Below are 20,012 nucleotides of genomic sequence, written 5' to 3' on the forward strand. Positions count from 1 at the left end.
AAGAAATCTCCGTTTTATGTCGCTTTTGATTTGCGCGGGTCAAGCAGATCGCGAAAGCCATCACCAACAAGGTTCACAGCCAGCACCGTCACCGACAAAAATATGGCTGGAAAAAAGATAATGTAGGGCTTGATCTGGAAAAGCGTCCTGCCATCAGCCATGATGTTTCCCCATGACGGGATGATGGGTGGTACGCCTGCACCGATGAAAGATAAAATCGATTCTGTGATCATGGCTGACGCACAGATGTAGGTTGCCTGAACCATTAACGGTGCCAGCGTGTTGGGCAGAATATGACGCCAGATCAGCATCGGCGTCCTGGAACCGCATGAGATCGCGGCATCAACATAGGGTTGCTCGCGTAAGGTCAAAACAACGCCACGCACGAGACGTGAGACGCGGGGAATCTCAGCAATCGTAATGGCCATGACAACGTTTTCTACGCTCGCCCGAGTCAATGCCATGAGGGCGATTGCCAGCAAAATGGGCGGTATCGACATGAGTCCGTCCATGATTCGCATGATGATGGCGTCGCTGCGTCGAAATGTCCCTGAAATCAAACCAATCGCCAAGCCACTGAGTGATGCCAGTAACGCGACGGCGAAGCCAACGATCAGAGAGACCCGCGCGCCATACAAGACACGTGAATATATATCGCGACCCAACGCATCGGTGCCGAACCAGTATTGCAAAGAAGGCTCACGATTGCGCTTGATAGGGGCTAGCTCCGTAGGGTCAACTGTCCAAAGCCAGGGTGCCGCGATTGCAAGAAACAGCATTAGTAAGATCAATCCCAAACCGATTGCAACGGTAGGGTGATTTAAGATAAAGCCTACCCAACCTTTGCGAATACGAACGACGGGCAGGATGTCGGGTAACTCGGGGGCAGCCGCGTATTGAGTCATCAGTAGCGAATCCTCGGGTCAACCACGGTGTAGATAACATCGACACATAGATTCACCAGTACATAAACAAAGCTGAACACGACGACTAAACCTTGTATCAACGGATAGTCTCGTCTCAGGATCGCATCGATGGTTAATCTGCCAAGTCCGGGAATAGCAAAGACGCTTTCGGTCACGACCGCACCGCCAATCAAGAGAGCAATGCCGATGCCGATCACTGTGACAACCGGTACCGCAGCGTTTTTAAGCGCATGAATAAACAGGATCCCCATCTGACTCATGCCTTTTGCCTTGGCGGTGCGGATGTAGTCTTGTGACAGAACTTCGAGCATCGTCGCGCGGGTAATGCGTGCGATCAAGGCGATGTAGACAAAGCCAAGGGCAACCGCTGGCAGTACTAACGTTTCAAACCACGGCCAGAAGCCCTTGGCGAAAGACACATAGCCTTGTACCGGAAACCAGTCGAGTTCAAGTGCAAAGAAAAAAGATAACAGGTAACCAACAACGAATACCGGGACTGAGAATCCCGCAACCGAGAGCGCCATGATGCAGCGATCAATCCAGGTGCCGGATTTCCAGGCAGCCAGCACACCAATCGGCACCGCAATGGTGACGGCAATGATCAAAGTAAGCAGCATCAGGGATAGGGTTGGCTCGATGCGTTGACCAATTAACTCAGTGACCTTCATGCCCGTGAACATGGAGGTACCCAAATCACCTTGCAGCAAATTAAAGAACCACTCAGCGAATCTGATCAGGAACGGGCGGTTCAGCCCCAAATTAGTGCGTATTTTTTCTACGTCTTCGGGGCTCGCCTGATCCCCTGCTATCACCGCAGCCGGGTCACCCGGCGCGATGTATAACAGGCTAAAAACGAATAGGGCAACGATGACCATCACAGGGATGGTCGCGAGTACCCGTCTAACAATATAGCTAAACATCTAGGTTTTCTTAACGCCGGCAAACGAAGGTAGGGGACCGGCAACGACGCCTGACAGATTGGTCCGCCAAGCCTGGTAAGAATAGAAGAAACCAGTTGGGATATAAACCACGTCTTCCATGGCTGCTTTGTTAATCGCAGCGATCGCCGCTTTTTCGGTTTCAGGTGTTGATGAAGCAAACCAGGCTTCGACGCCTTTTTCAGTGGCTGGGCTGTTAGGCCAGCCAAACCATGCTTTTTCGCCATTTGCCCGCACGCCTACGTTGCCTGCAACGGTGGCGCAGTCTGCGCCAGCATGCCACGTATGGAACATCGACCAGCCGCCTTTGCCAGGCTCATTTTTAGAGGCGCGGCGTTGACCGACTGTGCCCCAGTCCGTCGCGACAAAGTCAACGTTCATGCCAATCTTTTTAAGGATATCGGCGGTGATTTCGCCCTGAGCTTTGGTAATCGATACGTCTTGGGCGACAACGCAAGTCACGGGTTGACCTTTGTAGCCAGCTTCAGCTAACAGTTTTTTAGCTGCCTCGATGTTGCCTGAGCCTTTCATTACCTCGCCGCCAGCGTCGGAAGAGACCGAGGTGCCGGGTGTAAAGAAGCTGGGTAGTTTTTTCCAGAGCTTGTCGTCTGACCCAACAACGGCACGCATGTAATCTTCCTGGTTAATCGCCATCTGGACCGCACGACGAATTTTGATGTCACTAAACGGCTCGAACATGTGATTGAGTCTGAACACGCCAATATTGCCAAGTGGGTCGGCGATATCGACAGCAATGTTCTTGTTGCGTTTAAGCAGGGGAACCAGATCGGGAAGGGGAGTTTCCCACCAATCGATCTCACCATTTTGCAAGGCAGCCGATGCGGTAGCTGGGTCTGGCATGACGATCCATTCAATGCGGTCAAAATGAATGATCTTGCCACCCGACATCCAGTTGGTTGGCTCATTGCGGGGCTGATAATCTTTAAAGCGCTCAAATACGGCTAATGCACCAGGTTTAAACTCGCTTTTAGCGAAGCTCATCGGGCCCGAGCCCACGTATTCTTCAATCTGTTTGAAGGGGTCTGTTTTAGCAATGCGCTCTGGCATGATGAAGCAGACTGGTGTGCCTGTCTTGCCCAAAGCCAGCATCATTTTGGGATAAGGTGCTGAGAGCACCCATTTAAATGTTGTGTCGTTGACTGCGACGAGTTCTTTTTGTATCGCCTTGATCATCAAGCCCATTGGATCGCGGGCACTCCAGCGAGTTAAGCTGGCCACACAATCAACAGCACGTACCGGCTCGCCGTCATGGAACTTCAGGCCTGGGCGTAACTTGAACGTCCAGGTCAGGCCGTCACTTGAGACTTCTTCGCTCTCAACCATCTGGCGCTTGGGTTGCAACTTGTCGTCAACCCCATAAAGTGTGTCCCAAACCAGTGATGCAGCATTGCGCACGACATACTGCGTGCCCCAGATCGGGTCGAAATTCGCTAAATTGGCCTGAGGTACAAACTTCAATACTCGGCTCGAAGCCTGCGAAAACGCTGGTGCACCAACCATACCCGAGGCGGCAAGTCCAAGACCCGCGGCACCTTTCAACAAACTACGACGATTGACATTCATTTAATACCCCTCTCTAAGTGAATACGTTGACTCAACTACCCTGATGAAGCAAAAAACGTGCCTAGCTGGCATGAATATACACCGCGTGACGTTGTTATCAGTCCGCAACAACCTGAACACCCTTCCAGAAGGCCACATAGCCAGTAATATTGCTCGCCGCAGATTTGGGATCAGGATAAAACCAGGCGGCATCCTCATTGACATGATCACCAACGGTCACGTCATAGTAGCTGGCAGTGCCTTTCCACGAGCACACTGTGTGCTTGTCAGAGGACTTAAAAAACTGCATGTCTAAAGCAGCTGGCGGGAAGTAGTGATTGCCTTCAACGACTTCGGTTTTGTTTGAACTGGCTAAAACTTGGTTGTTCCAGATGGCTTTCATGGCTTACCCCTACTGTTAATGGTCAATTGAAACTAAGCTTGCTTCAATGCTGTATAAAGAGACTCATTTTTTGAAACGAAGACTCAGACATCTATGCTAGCACCGGTTTTTTTGACAGACAGTCAGCCGCTCATTCAATTGGATTTAGCCGAAGAAATTAAAACTGGCTTGCTCGCACAATCTGCATCGATATCCCCCAAATTTCTGTATGACAATCTTGGTTCTCACCTCTTTACGGCGATTACTTTGCTGCCTGAATACTACCCAACCAGGATAGAAAATGAGATATTCGGTCAATATAGAAATGAAATCGCCGAGGTAGTCGGTCAAAACTCGAGCCTCATTGACTTGGGTGCAGGTAATTGTCAAAAGGCTGAAAGTCTTTTCGAATCCCTCAAGCCGACGTCTTATATCGCCATCGATTTTTCGATTGAATATCTGCAAGAGATCTTGCCGAAGTTGCAGAACAAATATCCTCAGGTAGATATGTACGGTGTGGGGATGGATTTCTCAGCTAACTTCTCGTTGCCTGTTGGTGTGCCACAAGCAAAACGCACTTTCTTCTACCCAGGTTCGAGTATCGGTAATTTTCTTGCGACTGAAGCCGAGCACTTATTACGGCAGATCAGGGCTCAAATCGACAAGGGCGGCCTGCTACTGGGTGTCGATCTAATGAAGGGTGAGGATATCTTGCGTACCGCCTATGACGATTCTCTTAAGCTGACCGCTGCCTTCAACTTGAATATTCTAAGAGTCGTGAACGGACTGCTCGGTTCGGATTTTGACGTCAAAGACTTTCGGCACACAATCAAAGTAAACACGGTATTGAATCGCGTTGAGCTCTACCTTGAAGCCTTGTCAGACCTAATTGTCTCTTGGCCTGGCAATAGCCGGGCGTTTAAACGCGGTGAACTCATCCACACAGAGAATTCACACAAATACACCTTGGATTCGATTCAAGCCTTGTTAACGCGGGCGGGCTATCGTGCATTTAATATCTGGACCGATCCACAAGATTACTTCGCAGTGATTTATGCACAATGAGCGGGCAGCCATGACCGACGCTAGGCTTTCGTTGCTTGATCGTTTTCAGGCGTCGAGAAAACACTCGACAAATTTAATTCGCGATCTCAGCCCTGAAGATTGTCAGGCGCAATCCATGGATGACGCGAGCCCGGCAAAATGGCATTTAGCTCATGTAACCTGGTTTTATGAAGTGATGGTGCTCAAACAGTTTGAACCGTCGTTTAAGTTCTGGAATCCTCATTACGCTGTCTTGTTTAACAGCTATTACAACGGGGTGGGTGACAGGCATCCACGTCCCAAGCGGGGCTTACTGACTCGGCCTAGTCTGACAGAGGTGCTCGAGTGGCGCCGTGACATCGATCGGCGAATCACGACATTACTAACAAGCGCTCACGTCCCGGATTGTGCCTGGCTAATAGAGCTGGGAATCAACCACGAGCAACAGCATCAAGAGCTGCTGCTAACAGATATTCAACATTTGTTTTTTAACAATTCGCTCTATCCGGCCTACTCAACGCTTAATCGGCTATCAACTGTGAAAACGCAGTTTGCCTGGATTGTTGGCGAATCAGGATTGCACGAAGTGGGTTACACGGGGCAAGATTTTCATTTTGATAACGAAAGCCCGCGGCACACGACATTTTTGCAACCGCACTCGCTCAGTAATACCTTGATCAAGAATCATGAATGGTTAGCGTTCATCCAGAGTGGTGGTTATCGACAGTCACGTTGGTGGTTAGACGAAGGGTGGGCCTGGGTTCAACGAGAGAACATCATTGCGCCGCTGTATTGGATCTCATCGGACGATAGCTCAGTACCTAGTTGTTTCTCATTGACTGGAAATCAACCGCTTGAGCCTGAAGCGCCCGTCACTAACATCAGCTTCTTTGAAGCTGATGCCTTTGCACGATGGGCAAGTGAGTCTGTCGGCCATTACGCTGGCGCAAGATTGCCGACAGAATTCGAGTGGGAAGTCTTCGCAAAGACGCAACGGCAATATGCGCACAGTCTGTTTGGCGAGGTTTGGCAATGGACGTCTAGTCCCTATAGCCCTTACCCCGGTTATCAACCCTGGGGGGGCATCGCAGGTGAGTACAACGGTAAGTTCATGGTGAACCAGATGGTGTTGCGTGGCAGCTCAGCCTACACGACGGCTGAGCATAGTCGTACTAGCTACCGCAACTTTTTCCCCACCCATGCACGCTGGCAAATGACAGGATTGCGGTTGGCAAAAGATGGCAGCTAGTTTTGCGGCAGAGGGCGTAGATGCCCTCTTTAAACGCTCGCCGCCCTTTGCATTTATTTCTCAGGCTTGAACGTGTGATCCAGAAATTGTTGTACGCCTGTGAACATTAACATGCGGTTTTTTTCCATGATGATGGTGTGCGTGCCTTCACTGATTTCTAACATTTCTTTATACGGTGCATTTTCAAGCTTCGTAAAATACTCTTGCATCATATAGCTTGGCAGATCAGCATCCCATTCAGCGTGCACCAGCATGACAGGGACTCGGATGTTTTTAGGCTCATACAGAGCCTTGCCCGCAGACCAAAACTCGCGGCTGTCTTGCACAGTGCCGTTTGTTGCGCGTAATTTCTTGGGGCTTTGGGTTTTGCCCCAAGGGTCTGTGTCGAACGTTGCATCTGCCCATTTTTCAAACCAACCCGCGGGGATCAGGCTGGCTTTGGCACTTTCAGGTACACCAGTTAGCCAGCGATTCTTGGCATCCGCAACAGACACAATACGGTAGGCACCGAGAGCCGCGCCGTTGTCAGTTAGCGACGCCCCTTGCTTACGAATCCATTGGGGTGCATAGAGCACCAGCTTATTCACCTTTTCGTTATTTTCAGAGGTGTATTTACCCATGAGCGTTGTACCCCAAGACCAGCCCATCAAGTTGGTCTTGTCGATATAGCGTTTCTTCAAAATGAAGTCGACCGCGCTCCCCACATCTCTGACTGCAACGTCGGTGCGCACAACTGGTGGATTCTGATCGGCTGCTTGAGCCATTTCAGGAGGACGCGTCGACTTGCTATAGCCTCGCACGTCGACCAGCCAAACGTCGTAACCTCGTGCCGCGATGTATTCCATCCAAGATGTCCCACCGAGCGACAGATCAAAAGCAGTCTCTGCGGGGTAAGTCGCGCCATGCACAAAGAGAAGTGTTTTTGCCGGGGTGAATTTTTTCATACCAGCTAAGTGCTTATTACGAACATAAAGTGAGATGCCTGGCGTGTCGCTCGGGATCATGTACTCTTGCATTTCAATTTTTCCGGCAGCGCCGGCAGAGTTAAATCCTATGAAGGCGAATAGCGCTGCCAAGAGCGTTGTTTTGATTTTCATATTGTCTCCAGATTGTTTACGGATCACTACTTGTTCAGTCACTCATGACTCAGGTCTGATTTTTAGCCGATGTAAATTGAGCTGCCCCCTTGCCAGTGGTGTACCCCTTGCTTGAGGCCCAACCCCCGTCAACCGGCAACACGATCCCGTTCACAAACTTAGCGTCGCTTGAGCACAGAAACCCAACAGCATCTGCAATGTCCTCGGGCGATCCGCCGGCACCCATCGGCACTAGCTCGTTCAGACCCTGAATAAATTGTGGATCACTATAGTAAGCATCAGTCAGTGGTGTACGGATGATGCCAGGCGCCACGGCGTTGACGCGAATACCGTCTTGTGCGAGATCCATCGCCAGATTTCGGGTCAAGCCAATCAAACCATGTTTGCTTGAGTTATACGCGGGACGATGCGTAAGCCCCATTATTCCCGCGACCGAGGCGATATTGACGATTGAACCGCCACCTGACTGACGCATCCTCAGAGCAGCTTCACGCGAGCAGAAATAAGGGCCGTTCAGATTGATATCAATGACCCGGAGCCACTCTTCCGGTGGCAGATCGTAGATAGTTTTAACTTCGCGCACACCCGCACAGTTCACCAGAATATCGACTTGGGAAAACTGTTGGTCAATTGATTGAAACGTGTTGGCGACCGAATGATGACTGGCAACATCGAACTGCAAGGCTAAACAATTTTGGGGCGTTAACGCCCGGATCTTGTTGAGCGCCTCATCAGCCATCGCTTGCGAGTAGTCTAGCGCGACGACGGCCGCACCCCCGCGAGCGAGTTTCTCACAGATAGCCATCCCTAATCCGCCGCCTGCCCCCGTGACGACGGCTACTTTGTTAGCAAATTGCATTTCTTGTCTCCCATCGCCTCAAACTGGGCGTTGGGATCTATTTTGCCACGCGTTTGCCCTAGGTATGCGCAAACTTGCCAGAGTCGATCCGGGCAAAGTATTTTTTTGCGTAGGCCACAACTTGAGGATCGGTTGGATGATCAACCGTTTCGCTGCCAACAATCCGTTTCGCAAGCGCTGGATAGTGCTCACGAACGTATTTAACAAAGTCGTTTTTGCCTGAACCCGGGCCCACAAGCAGGACTTCATTGATATCTGCAACCGAGATGACTACTGCATCGAAAAACTTTCGATCCTCTGGCGCATTGCCAGACCCAATCTCGTTGGCTTTGTGATGCAGGTGTGTGTGAGTTGTATTGCTTCCAATGAATTCGTTTGCTCCCTCAAAAAACAGAACGTGAGCTTCTCTGTGGTCTATCCAGACGACAACATGGTTTTTGTTCATAGGTATCTCGCTTCTTCGAAATAGATTTTCGTTTTTCTGAATCTCCATACTCAACAAGCGTCAAAATATCGTCTGTACGCTAGCGCACATTTGTCAGAGATTTTCAGGAAACGAATAGTGATCTTCTTTGAAGAGTTTTAAGCAGGCGTTAACAATATCGTCATCAAAAAGATGACCCCTGCCCATCGCGACTTCTTCAAGCGCTGCAGCGATTCCCTTCCCTTTGCGATAGGGTCTGTCTGCTGACATCGCTTCCACGGTGTCAGCTACTGCAATCATTCTCGCTTCAAGGCAAATGACATCTCCTATTAATGCGTTGGGATAGCCACTGCCATCAAGCCTCTCGTGATGTTGCAAAACTCCCTGGGCAATGTTCCAGGGAAAATGAATGTGTTTGACCATGTCGTAACCCGCTTGCACGTGATTTTGAAGCATCTTGCGTTCAAAATCAGCCAGCGAACCTAGTTTGGTCAATATTTCGGCGGGAATCACTATCTTACCGATGTCATGAATGAGTGCCGCCATATTGATCCCTTCGATTGTGTGAAAAGGCAAATCCAGTTCAGTTGCGATCGCGGTGCATAAATGGGCGACTCTTTTCATATGGCCGCCTGTATATGAATCTCTTGCAACGACGACACGGGATAAGGTTTCAACCATTTCCCGCATGGCAATCGTGACCGAATGCTGATATTTGAGCAGTTCGGCCTCTAGCGCTTTTCGATCAGAAATATCGCGGATGTTGCACTGAATGACTCGATCGCCGTGCACACCGTACGCATTACTAATGAACTCGACATTTAAGATCCGGCCCTCCTTGTGCTTAAGTGGTAGGTCGTCGTAACGGATATAGCCTTTATCTTTCAACACGGTAAACGCCGTGATGGCAGCGGCCTTGTCTACCATTGCGCCGATTTCCCAAAGCTCCTTGCCGATGAGTTCTTCTTTTGAAAAACCAAGCAAGTTAATAATGAAAGGGTTTGCATCCTGAATGACACCGGTTGTGAAATCAAGAATCAAAATTCCATCTTGAGCCGTTTCAAATAAGCGACGATAACGGAGCTCGGATGTTGTCGCATCAATTTGTGCTGAGAACGGGTTCATTGTGGCCTCTTGGTGCGGTAGTGAACAGTCAGATTGTCGAAGCGCAAGTACAGTGGGCTCTGGTTATTTACTTTGAGGAGCGATACATGTTGCGAACAATTGTTTTGATCATTTTGATTTTGATGCTCGTCGGTGCAGTCCCTGTTTGGCCGCATAGCATGAGCTGGGGATATGGGCCGAGCGGCGGGTTGGGCCTGGTTCTGATCACCATCGTGGTTTTAATGATCTTGGGTATTATTTAGCCGATTAAAACAGCCGCATGATGCGGCTGTTTTAATCCTCGTTGCGAGCAAATTTTTCTAATATCTATCTTTATCCGGCTTAGTATTATGCGGTTTGCGATATCGGTTGTTTTCCCGACGTTGATACTCTTGATCGTTTTCATAGCGATCATAAACATAGCCTCCAGCCGCACCCACAGCGGCGCCTCCGACAGCGCCCCAGAGTAGGCCACCACCAGTCAGGGCACCAATGCCCACCCCGGCGACAGTTCCAATCGCAGCTCCAGATAAGACTCGTTGTTGAGTCGTGTCCATATCTGCGCAACCGGATAGCGCGAGCACTGCAGCGGTCGAAAATACTAGAACGATTTTTTTCATGGTTTTCACCTTATGCTTCTAACGACGTACTTTGTTGGCGGGGGTGTCTGGAGCCATTGCTGGCGTTTCGCAAGGGAAACGTATGGACAGAAATCGCAATAAGCTGTCAGCTGCCGGCGCTTTGTGATGGACAGGATTGAGCTTTACCCATTCGATGAAGCGATCCATCACCTCTGACCGTGATGGCGCAGGCTGAACCACGCAGATAAACGACGGCGCCTGCTTGGGATGTCGGGTGACCAGGTAAGTGTCATAGACCCCTTGCCCGTAGGCGTCGCAGTAAGTGTGCTGCTCAGACCCGGGGCGTTCTTCGCAAACCCTAACCAGTTCTTCGGTGCTAATCGCTTGGTTTGTAGCGGCCGTAGCCGATGTAGCCGCTGACATCAGCAATAAGGTAAGTACAGCAGTCAGTTTTTTCATGATGTTCCTTGGTGCTTGTAAGTTGACAGCTCAGGTTCAGACACCGAATCTATTTCTGATGTCCGCCATATCATTTTGATAATTTTTATGAGCCTCGGCTCTGCATTCGGCTGTTCTCGCTGACGGAAGACTTCTACAGTCATCAAGCGATTGCTGTTGCGCATTGACGGCCTCTTTTCTAGCGGTGCTCAATTTCTGAGCGGGCGTGACATCTTCCTGAGTCCAGCGTGCGGGATCTTGCGTCATCATTGTTTTCACAGTGGATTGCGCATGCGCGTAGGTGCCACATACCAACATGCCAAGGGCAATTGACAAATAAGACATAGAGCGAGTGAGATTGACGATTTTCATGATTTCATCCTTTTTGCGTTTAGGGTACGCCCTCACTTTGCGGTGATTCGCCGAAGCAGTCTGTGCGATATCGAACAGACATCAAAAGTAAGGCAAGAGATGATGAGTCCCTGATCGCAGTTGCATTTCCTTCTCTTTGTCAACAACCAGGACATACACCATGAAACATTCAGAAAGCGTGATCCCAAGCGGTAACGAAATTGCTGGTATCTGGAAGCAGCAAGTCGGTGCCGCAAAAATCCTGTGGGGTAAGTTGACCGACGACGAAATTTTGCGAACCCAGGGGCAAACGCAGAAACTTGTTGGCATTATCCAAGAGCGTTATGCCATTTCACGCGAAATCGCTGACCAGCAGGTCGCAGATTTCATGGCAAAAATTAAACTTTAAAGGCGACACCATCATGAACAAATATTCGAAAAATTTATTTGTCGCATCTGGGCTCGCGCTGGCGATGATGACGCTCGGCGAGCCTGTTCTGTCTGAAACGCTCGAGCAGAATATGACAGATGTCAGACAAGAAGCTCAAATCTGGACTACCTACACATTGAATCCGTATTTACGCATGAGCGGTTTAAAAGCCAGTGTTAAAGACGGTAAAGCAACGCTGACCGGTAGTGTGCCTGAAGGAGTAGATAAAGCCCTGGCCAAGGCCATTGCCCTTGGTGTTGAGGGCATCAAAGAAGTCGATAATCAAATTACCGTCGACGGAGACGAGCTCGCATCGCATGCAACGGCGATGCAAAATTATGGCGAGGTTGTTGACGATGTGACGACGACGCTGGCCGTAACCTCAAAGTTGCTGTGGAGCAAATACACGAGTGCACTCAATACGCAAGTCGATACCAAAGCGGGTCGGGTGACGTTGACCGGTACCGCTGACAGCGGCGCTGCAAAAGAGTTGGCAGGGCGTTTGGCTGCAAATACGCGCGGGGTTGTCTCTGTTAGCAATCGCTTGGTTGTTAGTCCGCCTAAAGTAGTTGCCATGCAAGTTAGTGGGGCTCGTGCCGGCAGTATGGATAGTGCTAAGCCTGTTCCGGCGGTAATGAACGCTGAGCAAGCCGTGTCTGATAGTTGGATTACGACTAAAGTGAAATCGACGTTGCTGTACTCAAGCAACGTAGTGGGATCCGATATCGCCGTCACAACTAAGATGGGGGTCGTATCTTTAGATGGAAAAGTCAGCAGCGGCGCCGAGCGTTCACTCGCCATTGAATTAGCTAAAAATGTGCGCGGTGTAAAAGCCGTCAACTCGACAGCTTTGAAGTTTTAAGTCAGCGCGGATTCAAGATTTTAGGGTGTCGCGCTCAGTGTAGGACACTGAGGCGCGCCACTGGTTTAATATTCAACGCATGCCCCATTCATAAAGAGTGAGGGCGCATTAATCTACGTTAAAATCGGGCATCTTAATTGCCCGCTGACAGAAAAATAACTTTAAGAATTTTTGTCTGTGGCAAAATTGCTTCCCTAACAGGGGTTCGCTTTCGATGCCAAGCAGCACACCACTTTCAAAATCAGCATTACAGATTGCGCTAGTACTGGCTTTCGGGTATCTGAGCGTGATTGCCTGGCAACAAAGCTTGCCCTTTAAGTTCGATTCATACACCGTCGGCGAATGGCTCATCAATTACGGCGGGGGTTTGACTCGTCGTGGTCTTGATGGATTTCTATTGATCCATGCAGCCAATCTGCTTGGTTTATCGCCTGAGCTCATGGTCTTTTTCGTAAAGATAAGCTGCTTTGGCGTTGTTTATATTGGCATGGCAGTTTTACTGCAAAGTCGAACGGTCGGGCCTTGGTTTGATTGGATATTGCTTCTATCGCCGTGTACCTTTCTTTTTCCTGCTTTGGATCGATGGGGAGGGGGGCGCAAAGAAATCCTGCTTCTAGCAATCCTGACCGTTTGGGCACTGCTTGCCAGAAATGGCAAAACCGCGCCTAGGTCGATCTGGCTAAGCCTGACATTCTTCTTGCTTACTCCGATGCACGAAGGGCTGTTCTTTTTTTATCCCTTAATGCTCGCCTTGGTTGCTTTGCTGTTTGGGCGAAAGCCCTATAGCTTCTTGCAGATGAGTCTGATTCTCCTGCCCTCTGCCTTGCTACTTTTAGGCATTGTTATCTGGCAGCCTCCCGTGACTGACAATATGCTGATCGCGATCGCTAAAGCCATCAGTCCGACAGACTTCGTTCAATGGGATAGTGGCGCTATTGAGACGTTACGCTATACCTTGAGGCAGGGCGTAGCCAACGTAGGGGTGCTGGTTGACAGGTGGGCAATCGCCTCCTTACTGATAGGCTGGGTGATGTCGCTTGCACCCCTCTACTGGGTAATACGACGGACATTGGCCATCCAGATAGAGCGTCAATTCGGTGTGCCTATTTTGATCGGATTGCTATCTCAATTGCCGCTATATGTCATGGCAACGGATTGGGGGCGCTGGATCTATATCAACGCGAGCCTGTTGACGATTGCGTATTTCGCGCTACCTTTGAAAAATCAAGCTAAAAATCAAATGGTCGGGCAAGTTCATGAACATGAACATGAGCTCTTTAGCCTTCGATCAATATTTTTGTTGCTTGTATCGATTGTTTCGGTAGCACTCATCGCGAGACTGACAAGAATCCCACATTGTTGTGTGGTGGGATTTCAATTGCATTAACGGACTTGGCGCTACTTTAAATTTGGCCACATTCTTTTTAAAACGCCGTCCTTGAGAATGACATGATGCCAGATTGCAAGTAACGAATGCCCTGCGGCTAAGATTAGCAACGCGTTAGCCAGCAGCCCGTGTAGGTCAACGACTTCTTCTCTAAGCTGCTTATTGCTTGGATCAAACGCCGGCACCTTGAACAAGTTAAAAATGTTATCGCCCCGCACCCAGACCGCCGCAACACCAACGGCGATGATACAAGCGATCAGCAAATAGAAGATGTGATGTGTGCCAACGGCTAACTTGCCGATCAAGCCTGGCACTGCTTGAGGTAGTTTGGTCGCACCGCCAATCTTCCATTTGAGTCTAAGGGCCAAAATGATGGCAAGAACAAAGCCCAGCGCAATGTGAGTACTTCGTGCAAAGACCCTTGGGTCGCCCTTAGCAAAAAAGTCAAGATTTTCGCCAAGCAACCAAAGCGTCAAAATCAGGGCAGCACTGACCCAGTGATAGAAAATCGCTTTCGAATCATAAACGGTGGTTGTATTCATGCTAGCTCCTTGGGCTATCGTCACTTTATACAGTATTTAATATGTCAGGTCTGTTCTGCTGCCTGCGCCGATAGGTGTTCTTTGAAGATCATCGCAATTGGCGACAATTTCTTACCTTTCGGACTAACGATGTGCCATCGCGATGCGATTGGAAACCCACTGCATTTCAGGATGGCCACATCGTTGTTCTCAACTTGATCGCCGAGAGAATATTTGGATAAGACTGCCAAACCTAGTCCGCCGATGACGGCTTGTTTGATTGCCTCATTGCTGCCTAGCTCTAGTCGCACGTCAGGTTTAAATTTTAATTTTTTAAAGTAGGCGTCAGTCGCCATGCGCGTGCCTGAGCCTTTTTCTCTAAAAATGAACTTCTCGTTTTTTAAAGACGTGAGGTCGAAGCGCTTTCTCTGTGCAAGGATATGTTGCTTTGATGCGACCAAGAGCAAAGGATTCGGCATGAAGACTTCGTCGTCAATGTCCAGATTTAGGGGAGGCTGTGACATGATGTAAAGGTCGTCCAGGTTGCTTTCAAGGCGCTTGACCACACCGTCTCTATTTAGAACCTCTAATGTGATGTCTATTTGTGGATACTTGGCGCAAAACGTACCCAGTATTCTCGGGACAAAGTACTCAGCGGTACTCACCACGGCCACTTTGAGCTTCCCCCGAGTCAATCCCTTCAAGCCATTGACCTGTTGTTCAAACGTCTCCCATTGACTGGAAATCTGTCTAGCGGTGTTTGCTAAGTCGTTCCCCAGCTGTGTCAGGTGAACCTTTCTGGCAATCACTTCGTAGAGTGGGGCACCGACCGCGTCCGTCATCTCTTTTAACTGCATCGACGCAGTAGGTTGTGTGACATGAACCATTCGAGCGGCTGCTGTCACGCTACCCGTCTCTGCCAGTGCAAGAAACAGCCGCAACTGTCTGAAAGTAATATTCATAGATATTTATCTATGTATCAATATAAGAAATTCGATTTTACTTTATATGTTGATGTTCTTAAGATGATCTCAAAGGAGCACTTCATGACTAACCTACTCGATCCGTCTATCCTGTTTTTTATGTTCGGTATCTTTGCCGGCTTAATCAAATCCAACCTCGAAATCCCGGCGCCGATTTCGCGCTTCTTATCGCTTTATTTGTTAATGGCGTTAGGGTTGAAAGGGGGGTTCGCCTTAAATAAATCAGGCTTTACGCCAGAAATTGCGATCAGCTTGGGGATTGCGATTACCTTGGCGATTGCGATTCCCCTTATAGGCTATCAGCTGCTGAAGTGGAAGTTGAATAAACTGGACGCCGCTGCAATTGCCGCCACGTATGGCTCGATCAGTGCTGTCACGTTCATTACCGCGACACAAGTCTTGGATCAAGGCAGTATCGTTTATGGTGGCCACATGGCCGCTGCGATGGCTCTTATGGAGTCGCCCGCCATCATCATCGCCATTTTGCTCGCAAACCGTATTCGCCAACAGCGCTCCGGTAGCGAGACACCCAGGACCTCCTTAGGTAAGGTGCTCCACGAATCTTTTACCGATGGCGGTCAGCTTTTGTTATTGGGTTCATTAGTGGTGGGGCTGATTTCTGGCGACGCAGGCCATAAGGTAATGGCCCCGTTTTCTATCGATATCTTTAAAGGCTTGTTAGCATTTTTCTTATTGGATATGGGCCTCGTAGCAGCCAGAAGTATTGGTGATCTAAAAAATCAACCTCCCGTCACCTATCTATACGGATTAATCGCCCCGCCATTTCACGCGCTGCTGGCGCTTGGTTTATGTCATCTGTTGTACGTGCCCCTTGGGGACACTGTGCTTCTGATGATCTTGGCAGCCAGCGCATCTTATATTGCGGTACCTGCGGTTCTCAGGCACGCGATGCCTGAGGTCACGCCTGCCTTGTATATGGGCATGTCTCTGGGCATTACTTTCCCTCTGAATATTATCTTGGGTATCCCCAGCTACATCTTCATTGCCAAAGCGATGGCTTAGTATTTTCTATTGTCGCGGCCTTTGGCAAGATATGATTGCATACCGTCAATTGGGATGAGTGACGTCTCAATTCAACGAAACCAGTCGATAACCTGTGATGAAACGCTTAAACCTTGTTGCCTGCGCGACCTTAGTAATTTGCGTTTTCAACGTCCTCGTTCAATACCTGTGTGGCGGAGAGATCCGAAGCCATATCTTGAACTCCGACACGCTTTTTTATCCCGCTTTGTTGTCTGATGTGTTTGCGGGAACAGGGCATTTTTCGGACTGGTCGCTTCCCGCGGCGCCCTATTTCTTTCCTGATCTGGTTGCATTCACGCTGGGGTATCTTGCCGGTTTGGGTGCTGATCTTCAATTGCTTGGCGTTGCACTGGTTCAGCTTGGTCTCGTTTTTATCGCAATGAGATCGCTTGCTAAGGAGACTTCAATACGCAGGCCGTTTTTTGCTGCAACGTTCATTTTGGCAGTACTTAGCTATTTGGCGCTCGCAAACAACAAACCCTTTGACTTTATATCTGGCGGCCCCTTTGTGCTCTTGTTGGTGAGTGTGTTTCATTTCGGCGCCTTCTTAAGCACACTGATTTTCTTGCCGTTGTGGCTAAAAGCGACAGACGCCCTGAGTAAGCCTGATCAGCGGTATCTCAAGATCTCGTTACTGGCTTTACTATCGTTTTTAGCTACCAGCTCGGATAGTTTTTTTATGACGCAAACAATCAGTCCGTTAATTGTGATGGTTTTGAGTCAGTTTGTGTTGAAACGACGCAAGCCCTGGCGGCTCAAGGTGATACCTTTACTTGTCGCTTTATTGGCTTCAGTAGCCGGCTTTTTTAGCAATGACTTATTGCTTGCAACGATCACACGGCCAAGCCCGAGTTTGGGACTAGCGGGCAGTGAAAAAAGACTTGAAGCGATGGCAAGTATTTTCATATCGGTGATCACTACTTATCCAATCTTTATCTTGGTGTTTTTGTCGTACATCATTGTTGTGATCACGTCTGCGTTTCGCTTTTTGAAATCACCAGACAATGCCAGTAAGCTCACTTGGCTAGCGGTATTCTCGCTGTTGTCTGTCTTATCAACTGTGACCGCCTTGGCACTACTGACCAACATCCCTGAAATCGGCGCACGTTATTTGCTGCCCGTCTTCTTCTGGCCGGTGATTGTCGTGCTCTTATTCTTCACCAACGACGTCAAGGGTTGGTTTACCCCGTGTGCCGTGGCCTTATCTATTTTTTTGATGTTGCGCTTGAGCATCGACTCGTATCATTTAGTTCAGTCAAGCCAAGCGCCTGTGACAGGGTATTCGAGTGATATCGCCTGTATCGATGAAACGCTAAAAGATACGGATGCTCGCCACGGGTTAGCTCAGTATTGGGATGCCCGCTATGTGCAAACGTTTAGCAAGCTCAAAATAAGTGTTGCACAATACACGGTCGATCTTCAACCGATCGATTTTTTTACTTCAACAAAGTCTTTTAGGCCTCGCTACGACTTTGCTATCAGCTCGCGCAACGTAAATGATGCGTGGCAAATCCCACCTGATGCTCTGGTTCGAAAAGGTGGCGAGCCCACGCTCGTCAAGCGCTGCGGATCCCGAACCGTCTATGTCTTCACGAAAAACGGGCTAAAGCCCTAAAGAAGCTGCTGCCAGCTTGTATAAGGATCAACTCAGGTTTAGAAAGACCAGGGCGATTAACGTCCAGAACGTGAGCTTCATCCCGAGTATCCGTTTGCTGAACTCAGGCGGTGCAATCTTGATGCCCTGAGCGTGGATTAGTCGTCCGACGATCAGGCTGATGCCCGGCAAAGCAACGAGCAACGCAGGCGCACCATTGGCCTCTAAGCAAGCAATCAATATGACACCAAACGGCACATACTCAGCAAAATTGCCTTGAGCACGAATCGCTCTCTCGAGGTCGTCGTGGCCGCCGTTACCTAGACTCACCTTGTTTTTACGTCGCAAACCAATAACGGCTAACGAAAGTCTCACAAAGATGATTGTTAAAACAGATGCGACGATTGAGGTAATTAAAAGCATAGCTAAGCCCTTGTATATTAAAAAAACCGATTTGAATTAAGCCGAGAGCTCACGCATGACTTTAATTAAATCGGATTTACCTTCAAAACCAATACCTGGCAGATCCGGCATGGTGATGTGGCTATTTTCAACTTTAACGCCATCGGGGAAACCGCCGAAAGGCTGAAACAAGTCTGGATAGCTTTCGTTGCCACCTAAGCCCAAGCCTGCTGCAATGTTGAGTGACATTTGATGTCCTCCGTGAGGTACGCAACGACTGGCAGACCAGCCATGCTCTTTAAGCATTTCAAGGGTTCGCAGATATTCAACCAAACCATAACTTAAGGCACAGTCAAATTGCAGATAGTCCCGGTCGGGGCGCATGCCACCGTAACGAATCAAGTTGCGTGCATCCTGCATGGAGAATAAGTTTTCACCGGTGGCCATCGGATTCTTGTAGTAGTTGCGCAGGTTTGCCTGAAGGTCGTAGTCAAGCGGATCCCCGGCTTCTTCATACCAGAACAAATCGTACTGCGACAGGGCTTTCGCATAAGCCACCGAGGTATCGCGGTCAAAGCGGCCATTCGCATCAACGCACAATTTTTGGCCATCTTGCAGCACACTTAAAACAGAATCAATACGGCGCAAGTCTTCATCAAGCGAGGCACCACCAATTTTCTTTTTAACCACGGTGTAACCACGATCGATGTAACTGCGCATCTCATCTTTTAATTTTTCATGATCTTGGCCGGGGTAGTAATAGCCCCCGGCTGCGTAAACGAAAACTTTTCGATTTGGCTTGCCATCGCCATAGCGATCAGCGAGCAACTGAAACAGTGGCTTGCCTTCAATTTTGGCGACCGCATCCCAGACTGCCATGTCAATCGTACCGATTGCGACTGAACGCTCACCATGGCCGCCAGGTTTTTCGTTGGTGTACAAAGTGGCCCAAATCTTATGTGGATCAAGGTTGTGCCCACTATCGTCGAGCAATGATTCAGGATTTGCTTCTGTCACTCTTGGGATGAAGCGTTCGCGCATTAACTTGCCCTGGCCATAGCGACCGTTTGAGTTAAAGCCATAGCCAATGACTGGTTTGCCGTCACGAAGGACGTCGGTCATAACAGCCACCAGGCTTAGCGTCATTTTGCTGAAGTCGATATAGGCGTTTCGAATAGATGAGCTGATCGGTAGCGTGACTTCGCGGATTTCTGTGATTCTCATAGGCTTTGTATCTTTGCGAGTAGGCGAGTAGGCGAGTATTTTTGTTAGGTTTTCTTTGGTTTTAGGTGGATCTTTCGTTATCGCGGTTTAAATTTTAATTAAAGACTTAGACTGGATATTGGCGCTGGTTAATTTAGCAGAGCCCAGAAGATCTGAGATTTCTAGGAGAACAACTGCACCCGCGACGTGCCCGCCAGCTTGTTCAACTAAATTTGCTGCAGCGATTAGCGTCCCACCCGTCGCCAAGACGTCGTCAATGACAAGCACTTTGGCATCCCGCGGCAATATATCTTGCTGTAATTGCAGCGCATCCTGGCCATACTCTAAGCCGTAGGCTTTGGAGAAAACCTGTTTGGGTAATTTGTTGGGCTTACGGGCTAAGACCAAGCCTTTTTTTGTTGCTTGAGCCAGAGCCGTGGCGAAGATGAAGCCCCTCGCTTCTATCCCCAGCAGATAGTCAAACTTATAACCTCGACTGAGGTCATACAATTGCTCTATGGCATAAGCAAAGGCCTTGTGATCCGCCAGCAATGGCGAAATGTCTTTGAACATAATCCCTGGTTTCGGAAAATCGGGAACCGTAGGTAAATAATCTAATAGATTCATTTG

At 49.1% G+C, this 20,012-nt stretch carries 24 protein-coding genes; 8 read left to right on the top strand and 16 right to left on the bottom strand.

The features are described 5' to 3' along the window. Window positions 1-14: 14 nt before the first annotated feature. The 4 genes from BCM14_RS14430 to BCM14_RS14445 all read right to left on the bottom strand — a co-directional run bounded on the left by BCM14_RS14430 (window position 15) and on the right by BCM14_RS14445 (window position 3,830). Complete coding sequence (locus BCM14_RS14430) at window positions 15-905, bottom strand: ABC transporter permease (RefSeq protein WP_106228755.1); 891 nt, start codon at window positions 903-905, stop codon at window positions 15-17. Then, window positions 905-1,846, bottom strand: a complete 942-nt coding sequence (locus BCM14_RS14435; RefSeq protein ID WP_106228756.1) for an ABC transporter permease — start codon at window positions 1,844-1,846, stop codon at window positions 905-907. Before BCM14_RS14435 ends, BCM14_RS14430 begins: the two co-directional genes overlap by 1 nt. Then, window positions 1,847-3,448 carry an ABC transporter substrate-binding protein gene (locus BCM14_RS14440; RefSeq protein WP_106228757.1) on the bottom strand — a complete coding sequence of 534 codons (1,602 nt, stop codon included), beginning with the start codon at window positions 3,446-3,448 and terminating at the stop codon, window positions 1,847-1,849. It abuts the gene before it with no gap. A 97-nt stretch (window positions 3,449-3,545) separates the two neighbouring features. After that, complete coding sequence (locus BCM14_RS14445) at window positions 3,546-3,830, bottom strand: DUF427 domain-containing protein (protein WP_106228758.1); 285 nt, start codon at window positions 3,828-3,830, stop codon at window positions 3,546-3,548. Between the two features lie 93 nt (window positions 3,831-3,923). Between BCM14_RS14445 and egtD the strand changes: the two genes are divergently transcribed. Together egtD and egtB are read left to right on the top strand one after the other, a co-directional pair. Continuing rightward, on the top strand, window positions 3,924-4,874 hold the full coding sequence (gene egtD / locus BCM14_RS14450; protein ID WP_106228759.1) for an L-histidine N(alpha)-methyltransferase: 951 nt from the start codon (window positions 3,924-3,926) through the stop codon (window positions 4,872-4,874). A gap of 10 nt (window positions 4,875-4,884) precedes the next feature. Beyond that, on the top strand, window positions 4,885-6,102 hold the full coding sequence (egtB, locus tag BCM14_RS14455) for an ergothioneine biosynthesis protein EgtB (RefSeq protein WP_106228787.1): 1,218 nt from the start codon (window positions 4,885-4,887) through the stop codon (window positions 6,100-6,102). 53 nt (window positions 6,103-6,155) lie between these two features. Here egtB and BCM14_RS14460 read toward each other — a convergent pair whose 3' ends face one another. From BCM14_RS14460 to BCM14_RS14475, 4 genes are all read right to left on the bottom strand, one after another. Beyond that, on the bottom strand, window positions 6,156-7,199 hold the full coding sequence (locus BCM14_RS14460) for an alpha/beta hydrolase (RefSeq protein WP_106228788.1): 1,044 nt from the start codon (window positions 7,197-7,199) through the stop codon (window positions 6,156-6,158). Between the two features lie 49 nt (window positions 7,200-7,248). Continuing rightward, window positions 7,249-8,058 carry an SDR family NAD(P)-dependent oxidoreductase gene (locus tag BCM14_RS14465; protein WP_106228760.1) on the bottom strand — a complete coding sequence of 270 codons (810 nt, stop codon included), beginning with the start codon at window positions 8,056-8,058 and terminating at the stop codon, window positions 7,249-7,251. Between the two features lie 58 nt (window positions 8,059-8,116). Continuing rightward, window positions 8,117-8,503, bottom strand: coding sequence for a eukaryotic release factor 1 family protein (locus tag BCM14_RS14470; protein ID WP_106228789.1), 387 nt, complete (start codon window positions 8,501-8,503; stop codon window positions 8,117-8,119). Between the two features lie 93 nt (window positions 8,504-8,596). After that, window positions 8,597-9,607, bottom strand: coding sequence for an HD domain-containing phosphohydrolase (locus BCM14_RS14475; protein WP_106228761.1), 1,011 nt, complete (start codon window positions 9,605-9,607; stop codon window positions 8,597-8,599). An 86-nt stretch (window positions 9,608-9,693) separates the two neighbouring features. Between BCM14_RS14475 and BCM14_RS14480 the strand changes: the two genes are divergently transcribed. Then, a complete protein-coding gene (locus BCM14_RS14480; RefSeq protein ID WP_106228790.1) occupies window positions 9,694-9,849 on the top strand; it encodes a DUF3309 family protein in 156 nt (51 codons plus the stop codon). Between the two features lie 57 nt (window positions 9,850-9,906). Here BCM14_RS14480 and BCM14_RS14485 read toward each other — a convergent pair whose 3' ends face one another. The 3 genes from BCM14_RS14485 to BCM14_RS14495 are packed head-to-tail and all read right to left on the bottom strand — an operon-like array spanning window position 9,907 to window position 10,977. Next, window positions 9,907-10,206 carry a YMGG-like glycine zipper-containing protein gene (locus tag BCM14_RS14485; RefSeq protein WP_106228762.1) on the bottom strand — a complete coding sequence of 100 codons (300 nt, stop codon included), beginning with the start codon at window positions 10,204-10,206 and terminating at the stop codon, window positions 9,907-9,909. 18 nt (window positions 10,207-10,224) lie between these two features. After that, on the bottom strand, window positions 10,225-10,626 hold the full coding sequence (locus BCM14_RS14490) for a Rap1a/Tai family immunity protein (RefSeq protein ID WP_106228763.1): 402 nt from the start codon (window positions 10,624-10,626) through the stop codon (window positions 10,225-10,227). Between the two features lie 36 nt (window positions 10,627-10,662). Then, complete coding sequence (locus BCM14_RS14495) at window positions 10,663-10,977, bottom strand: hypothetical protein (RefSeq protein WP_146129790.1); 315 nt, start codon at window positions 10,975-10,977, stop codon at window positions 10,663-10,665. 160 nt (window positions 10,978-11,137) lie between these two features. Between BCM14_RS14495 and BCM14_RS14500 the strand changes: the two genes are divergently transcribed. From BCM14_RS14500 to BCM14_RS14510, 3 genes are all read left to right on the top strand, one after another. Beyond that, entirely contained in the window at window positions 11,138-11,365 is a 228-nt protein-coding gene (locus BCM14_RS14500; RefSeq protein WP_106228765.1) for a CsbD family protein, read from the top strand. Between the two features lie 13 nt (window positions 11,366-11,378). Beyond that, entirely contained in the window at window positions 11,379-12,248 is an 870-nt protein-coding gene (locus BCM14_RS14505) for a BON domain-containing protein (RefSeq protein WP_106228766.1), read from the top strand. 214 nt (window positions 12,249-12,462) lie between these two features. Further along, window positions 12,463-13,635: a hypothetical protein gene (locus BCM14_RS14510; protein WP_106228767.1), complete on the top strand. Its 1,173-nt coding sequence runs from the start codon at window positions 12,463-12,465 to the stop codon at window positions 13,633-13,635. Between the two features lie 11 nt (window positions 13,636-13,646). On the opposite strand, the gene BCM14_RS14515 is transcribed toward BCM14_RS14510, so the two are convergent. Together BCM14_RS14515 and BCM14_RS14520 are read right to left on the bottom strand one after the other, a co-directional pair. Continuing rightward, window positions 13,647-14,177 (bottom strand): cytochrome b, encoded by a 531-nt coding sequence (locus tag BCM14_RS14515; protein WP_106228768.1) that lies wholly within the window; start codon window positions 14,175-14,177, stop codon window positions 13,647-13,649. A gap of 44 nt (window positions 14,178-14,221) precedes the next feature. After that, a complete protein-coding gene (locus tag BCM14_RS14520; RefSeq protein ID WP_106228769.1) occupies window positions 14,222-15,118 on the bottom strand; it encodes a LysR family transcriptional regulator in 897 nt (298 codons plus the stop codon). An 84-nt stretch (window positions 15,119-15,202) separates the two neighbouring features. Between BCM14_RS14520 and BCM14_RS14525 the strand changes: the two genes are divergently transcribed. Beyond that, entirely contained in the window at window positions 15,203-16,162 is a 960-nt protein-coding gene (locus tag BCM14_RS14525) for a sodium-dependent bicarbonate transport family permease (protein WP_106228791.1), read from the top strand. Window positions 16,163-16,259: 97 nt separating this feature from the next. Further along, window positions 16,260-17,798: a hypothetical protein gene (locus BCM14_RS14530; RefSeq protein ID WP_106228770.1), complete on the top strand. Its 1,539-nt coding sequence runs from the start codon at window positions 16,260-16,262 to the stop codon at window positions 17,796-17,798. Between the two features lie 27 nt (window positions 17,799-17,825). Here BCM14_RS14530 and BCM14_RS14535 read toward each other — a convergent pair whose 3' ends face one another. The 3 genes from BCM14_RS14535 to BCM14_RS14545 all read right to left on the bottom strand — a co-directional run bounded on the left by BCM14_RS14535 (window position 17,826) and on the right by BCM14_RS14545 (window position 20,009). Then, entirely contained in the window at window positions 17,826-18,200 is a 375-nt protein-coding gene (locus tag BCM14_RS14535; RefSeq protein ID WP_106228771.1) for an MAPEG family protein, read from the bottom strand. Window positions 18,201-18,236: 36 nt separating this feature from the next. Next, complete coding sequence (locus BCM14_RS14540; protein WP_106228772.1) at window positions 18,237-19,403, bottom strand: mandelate racemase/muconate lactonizing enzyme family protein; 1,167 nt, start codon at window positions 19,401-19,403, stop codon at window positions 18,237-18,239. Between the two features lie 87 nt (window positions 19,404-19,490). Then, complete coding sequence (locus tag BCM14_RS14545; protein ID WP_106228773.1) at window positions 19,491-20,009, bottom strand: adenine phosphoribosyltransferase; 519 nt, start codon at window positions 20,007-20,009, stop codon at window positions 19,491-19,493. Window positions 20,010-20,012 lie beyond the last annotated feature (3 nt).

This window comes from Jezberella montanilacus (assembly GCF_003003055.1).
GTDB classification, from domain to species: Bacteria; Pseudomonadota; Gammaproteobacteria; order Burkholderiales; family Burkholderiaceae_B; genus Zwartia; species Zwartia montanilacus.

Coding starts and splice junctions, on each gene's coding strand:
- BCM14_RS14430 (WP_106228755.1), bottom strand. CDS start 905: ATGACTCAATACGCGGCTGCCCCCGAGTTACCCGACATCCTGCCCGTC.
- BCM14_RS14435 (WP_106228756.1), bottom strand. CDS start 1,846: ATGTTTAGCTATATTGTTAGACGGGTACTCGCGACCATCCCTGTGATG.
- BCM14_RS14440 (WP_106228757.1), bottom strand. CDS start 3,448: ATGAATGTCAATCGTCGTAGTTTGTTGAAAGGTGCCGCGGGTCTTGGA.
- BCM14_RS14445 (WP_106228758.1), bottom strand. CDS start 3,830: ATGAAAGCCATCTGGAACAACCAAGTTTTAGCCAGTTCAAACAAAACC.
- egtD (WP_106228759.1), top strand. CDS start 3,924: ATGCTAGCACCGGTTTTTTTGACAGACAGTCAGCCGCTCATTCAATTG.
- egtB (WP_106228787.1), top strand. CDS start 4,885: ATGACCGACGCTAGGCTTTCGTTGCTTGATCGTTTTCAGGCGTCGAGA.
- BCM14_RS14460 (WP_106228788.1), bottom strand. CDS start 7,199: ATGAAAATCAAAACAACGCTCTTGGCAGCGCTATTCGCCTTCATAGGA.
- BCM14_RS14465 (WP_106228760.1), bottom strand. CDS start 8,058: ATGCAATTTGCTAACAAAGTAGCCGTCGTCACGGGGGCAGGCGGCGGA.
- BCM14_RS14470 (WP_106228789.1), bottom strand. CDS start 8,503: ATGAACAAAAACCATGTTGTCGTCTGGATAGACCACAGAGAAGCTCAC.
- BCM14_RS14475 (WP_106228761.1), bottom strand. CDS start 9,607: ATGAACCCGTTCTCAGCACAAATTGATGCGACAACATCCGAGCTCCGT.
- BCM14_RS14480 (WP_106228790.1), top strand. CDS start 9,694: ATGTTGCGAACAATTGTTTTGATCATTTTGATTTTGATGCTCGTCGGT.
- BCM14_RS14485 (WP_106228762.1), bottom strand. CDS start 10,206: ATGAAAAAAATCGTTCTAGTATTTTCGACCGCTGCAGTGCTCGCGCTA.
- BCM14_RS14490 (WP_106228763.1), bottom strand. CDS start 10,626: ATGAAAAAACTGACTGCTGTACTTACCTTATTGCTGATGTCAGCGGCT.
- BCM14_RS14495 (WP_146129790.1), bottom strand. CDS start 10,977: ATGAAAATCGTCAATCTCACTCGCTCTATGTCTTATTTGTCAATTGCC.
- BCM14_RS14500 (WP_106228765.1), top strand. CDS start 11,138: ATGAAACATTCAGAAAGCGTGATCCCAAGCGGTAACGAAATTGCTGGT.
- BCM14_RS14505 (WP_106228766.1), top strand. CDS start 11,379: ATGAACAAATATTCGAAAAATTTATTTGTCGCATCTGGGCTCGCGCTG.
- BCM14_RS14510 (WP_106228767.1), top strand. CDS start 12,463: ATGCCAAGCAGCACACCACTTTCAAAATCAGCATTACAGATTGCGCTA.
- BCM14_RS14515 (WP_106228768.1), bottom strand. CDS start 14,177: ATGAATACAACCACCGTTTATGATTCGAAAGCGATTTTCTATCACTGG.
- BCM14_RS14520 (WP_106228769.1), bottom strand. CDS start 15,118: ATGAATATTACTTTCAGACAGTTGCGGCTGTTTCTTGCACTGGCAGAG.
- BCM14_RS14525 (WP_106228791.1), top strand. CDS start 15,203: ATGACTAACCTACTCGATCCGTCTATCCTGTTTTTTATGTTCGGTATC.
- BCM14_RS14530 (WP_106228770.1), top strand. CDS start 16,260: ATGAAACGCTTAAACCTTGTTGCCTGCGCGACCTTAGTAATTTGCGTT.
- BCM14_RS14535 (WP_106228771.1), bottom strand. CDS start 18,200: ATGCTTTTAATTACCTCAATCGTCGCATCTGTTTTAACAATCATCTTT.
- BCM14_RS14540 (WP_106228772.1), bottom strand. CDS start 19,403: ATGAGAATCACAGAAATCCGCGAAGTCACGCTACCGATCAGCTCATCT.
- BCM14_RS14545 (WP_106228773.1), bottom strand. CDS start 20,009: ATGAATCTATTAGATTATTTACCTACGGTTCCCGATTTTCCGAAACCA.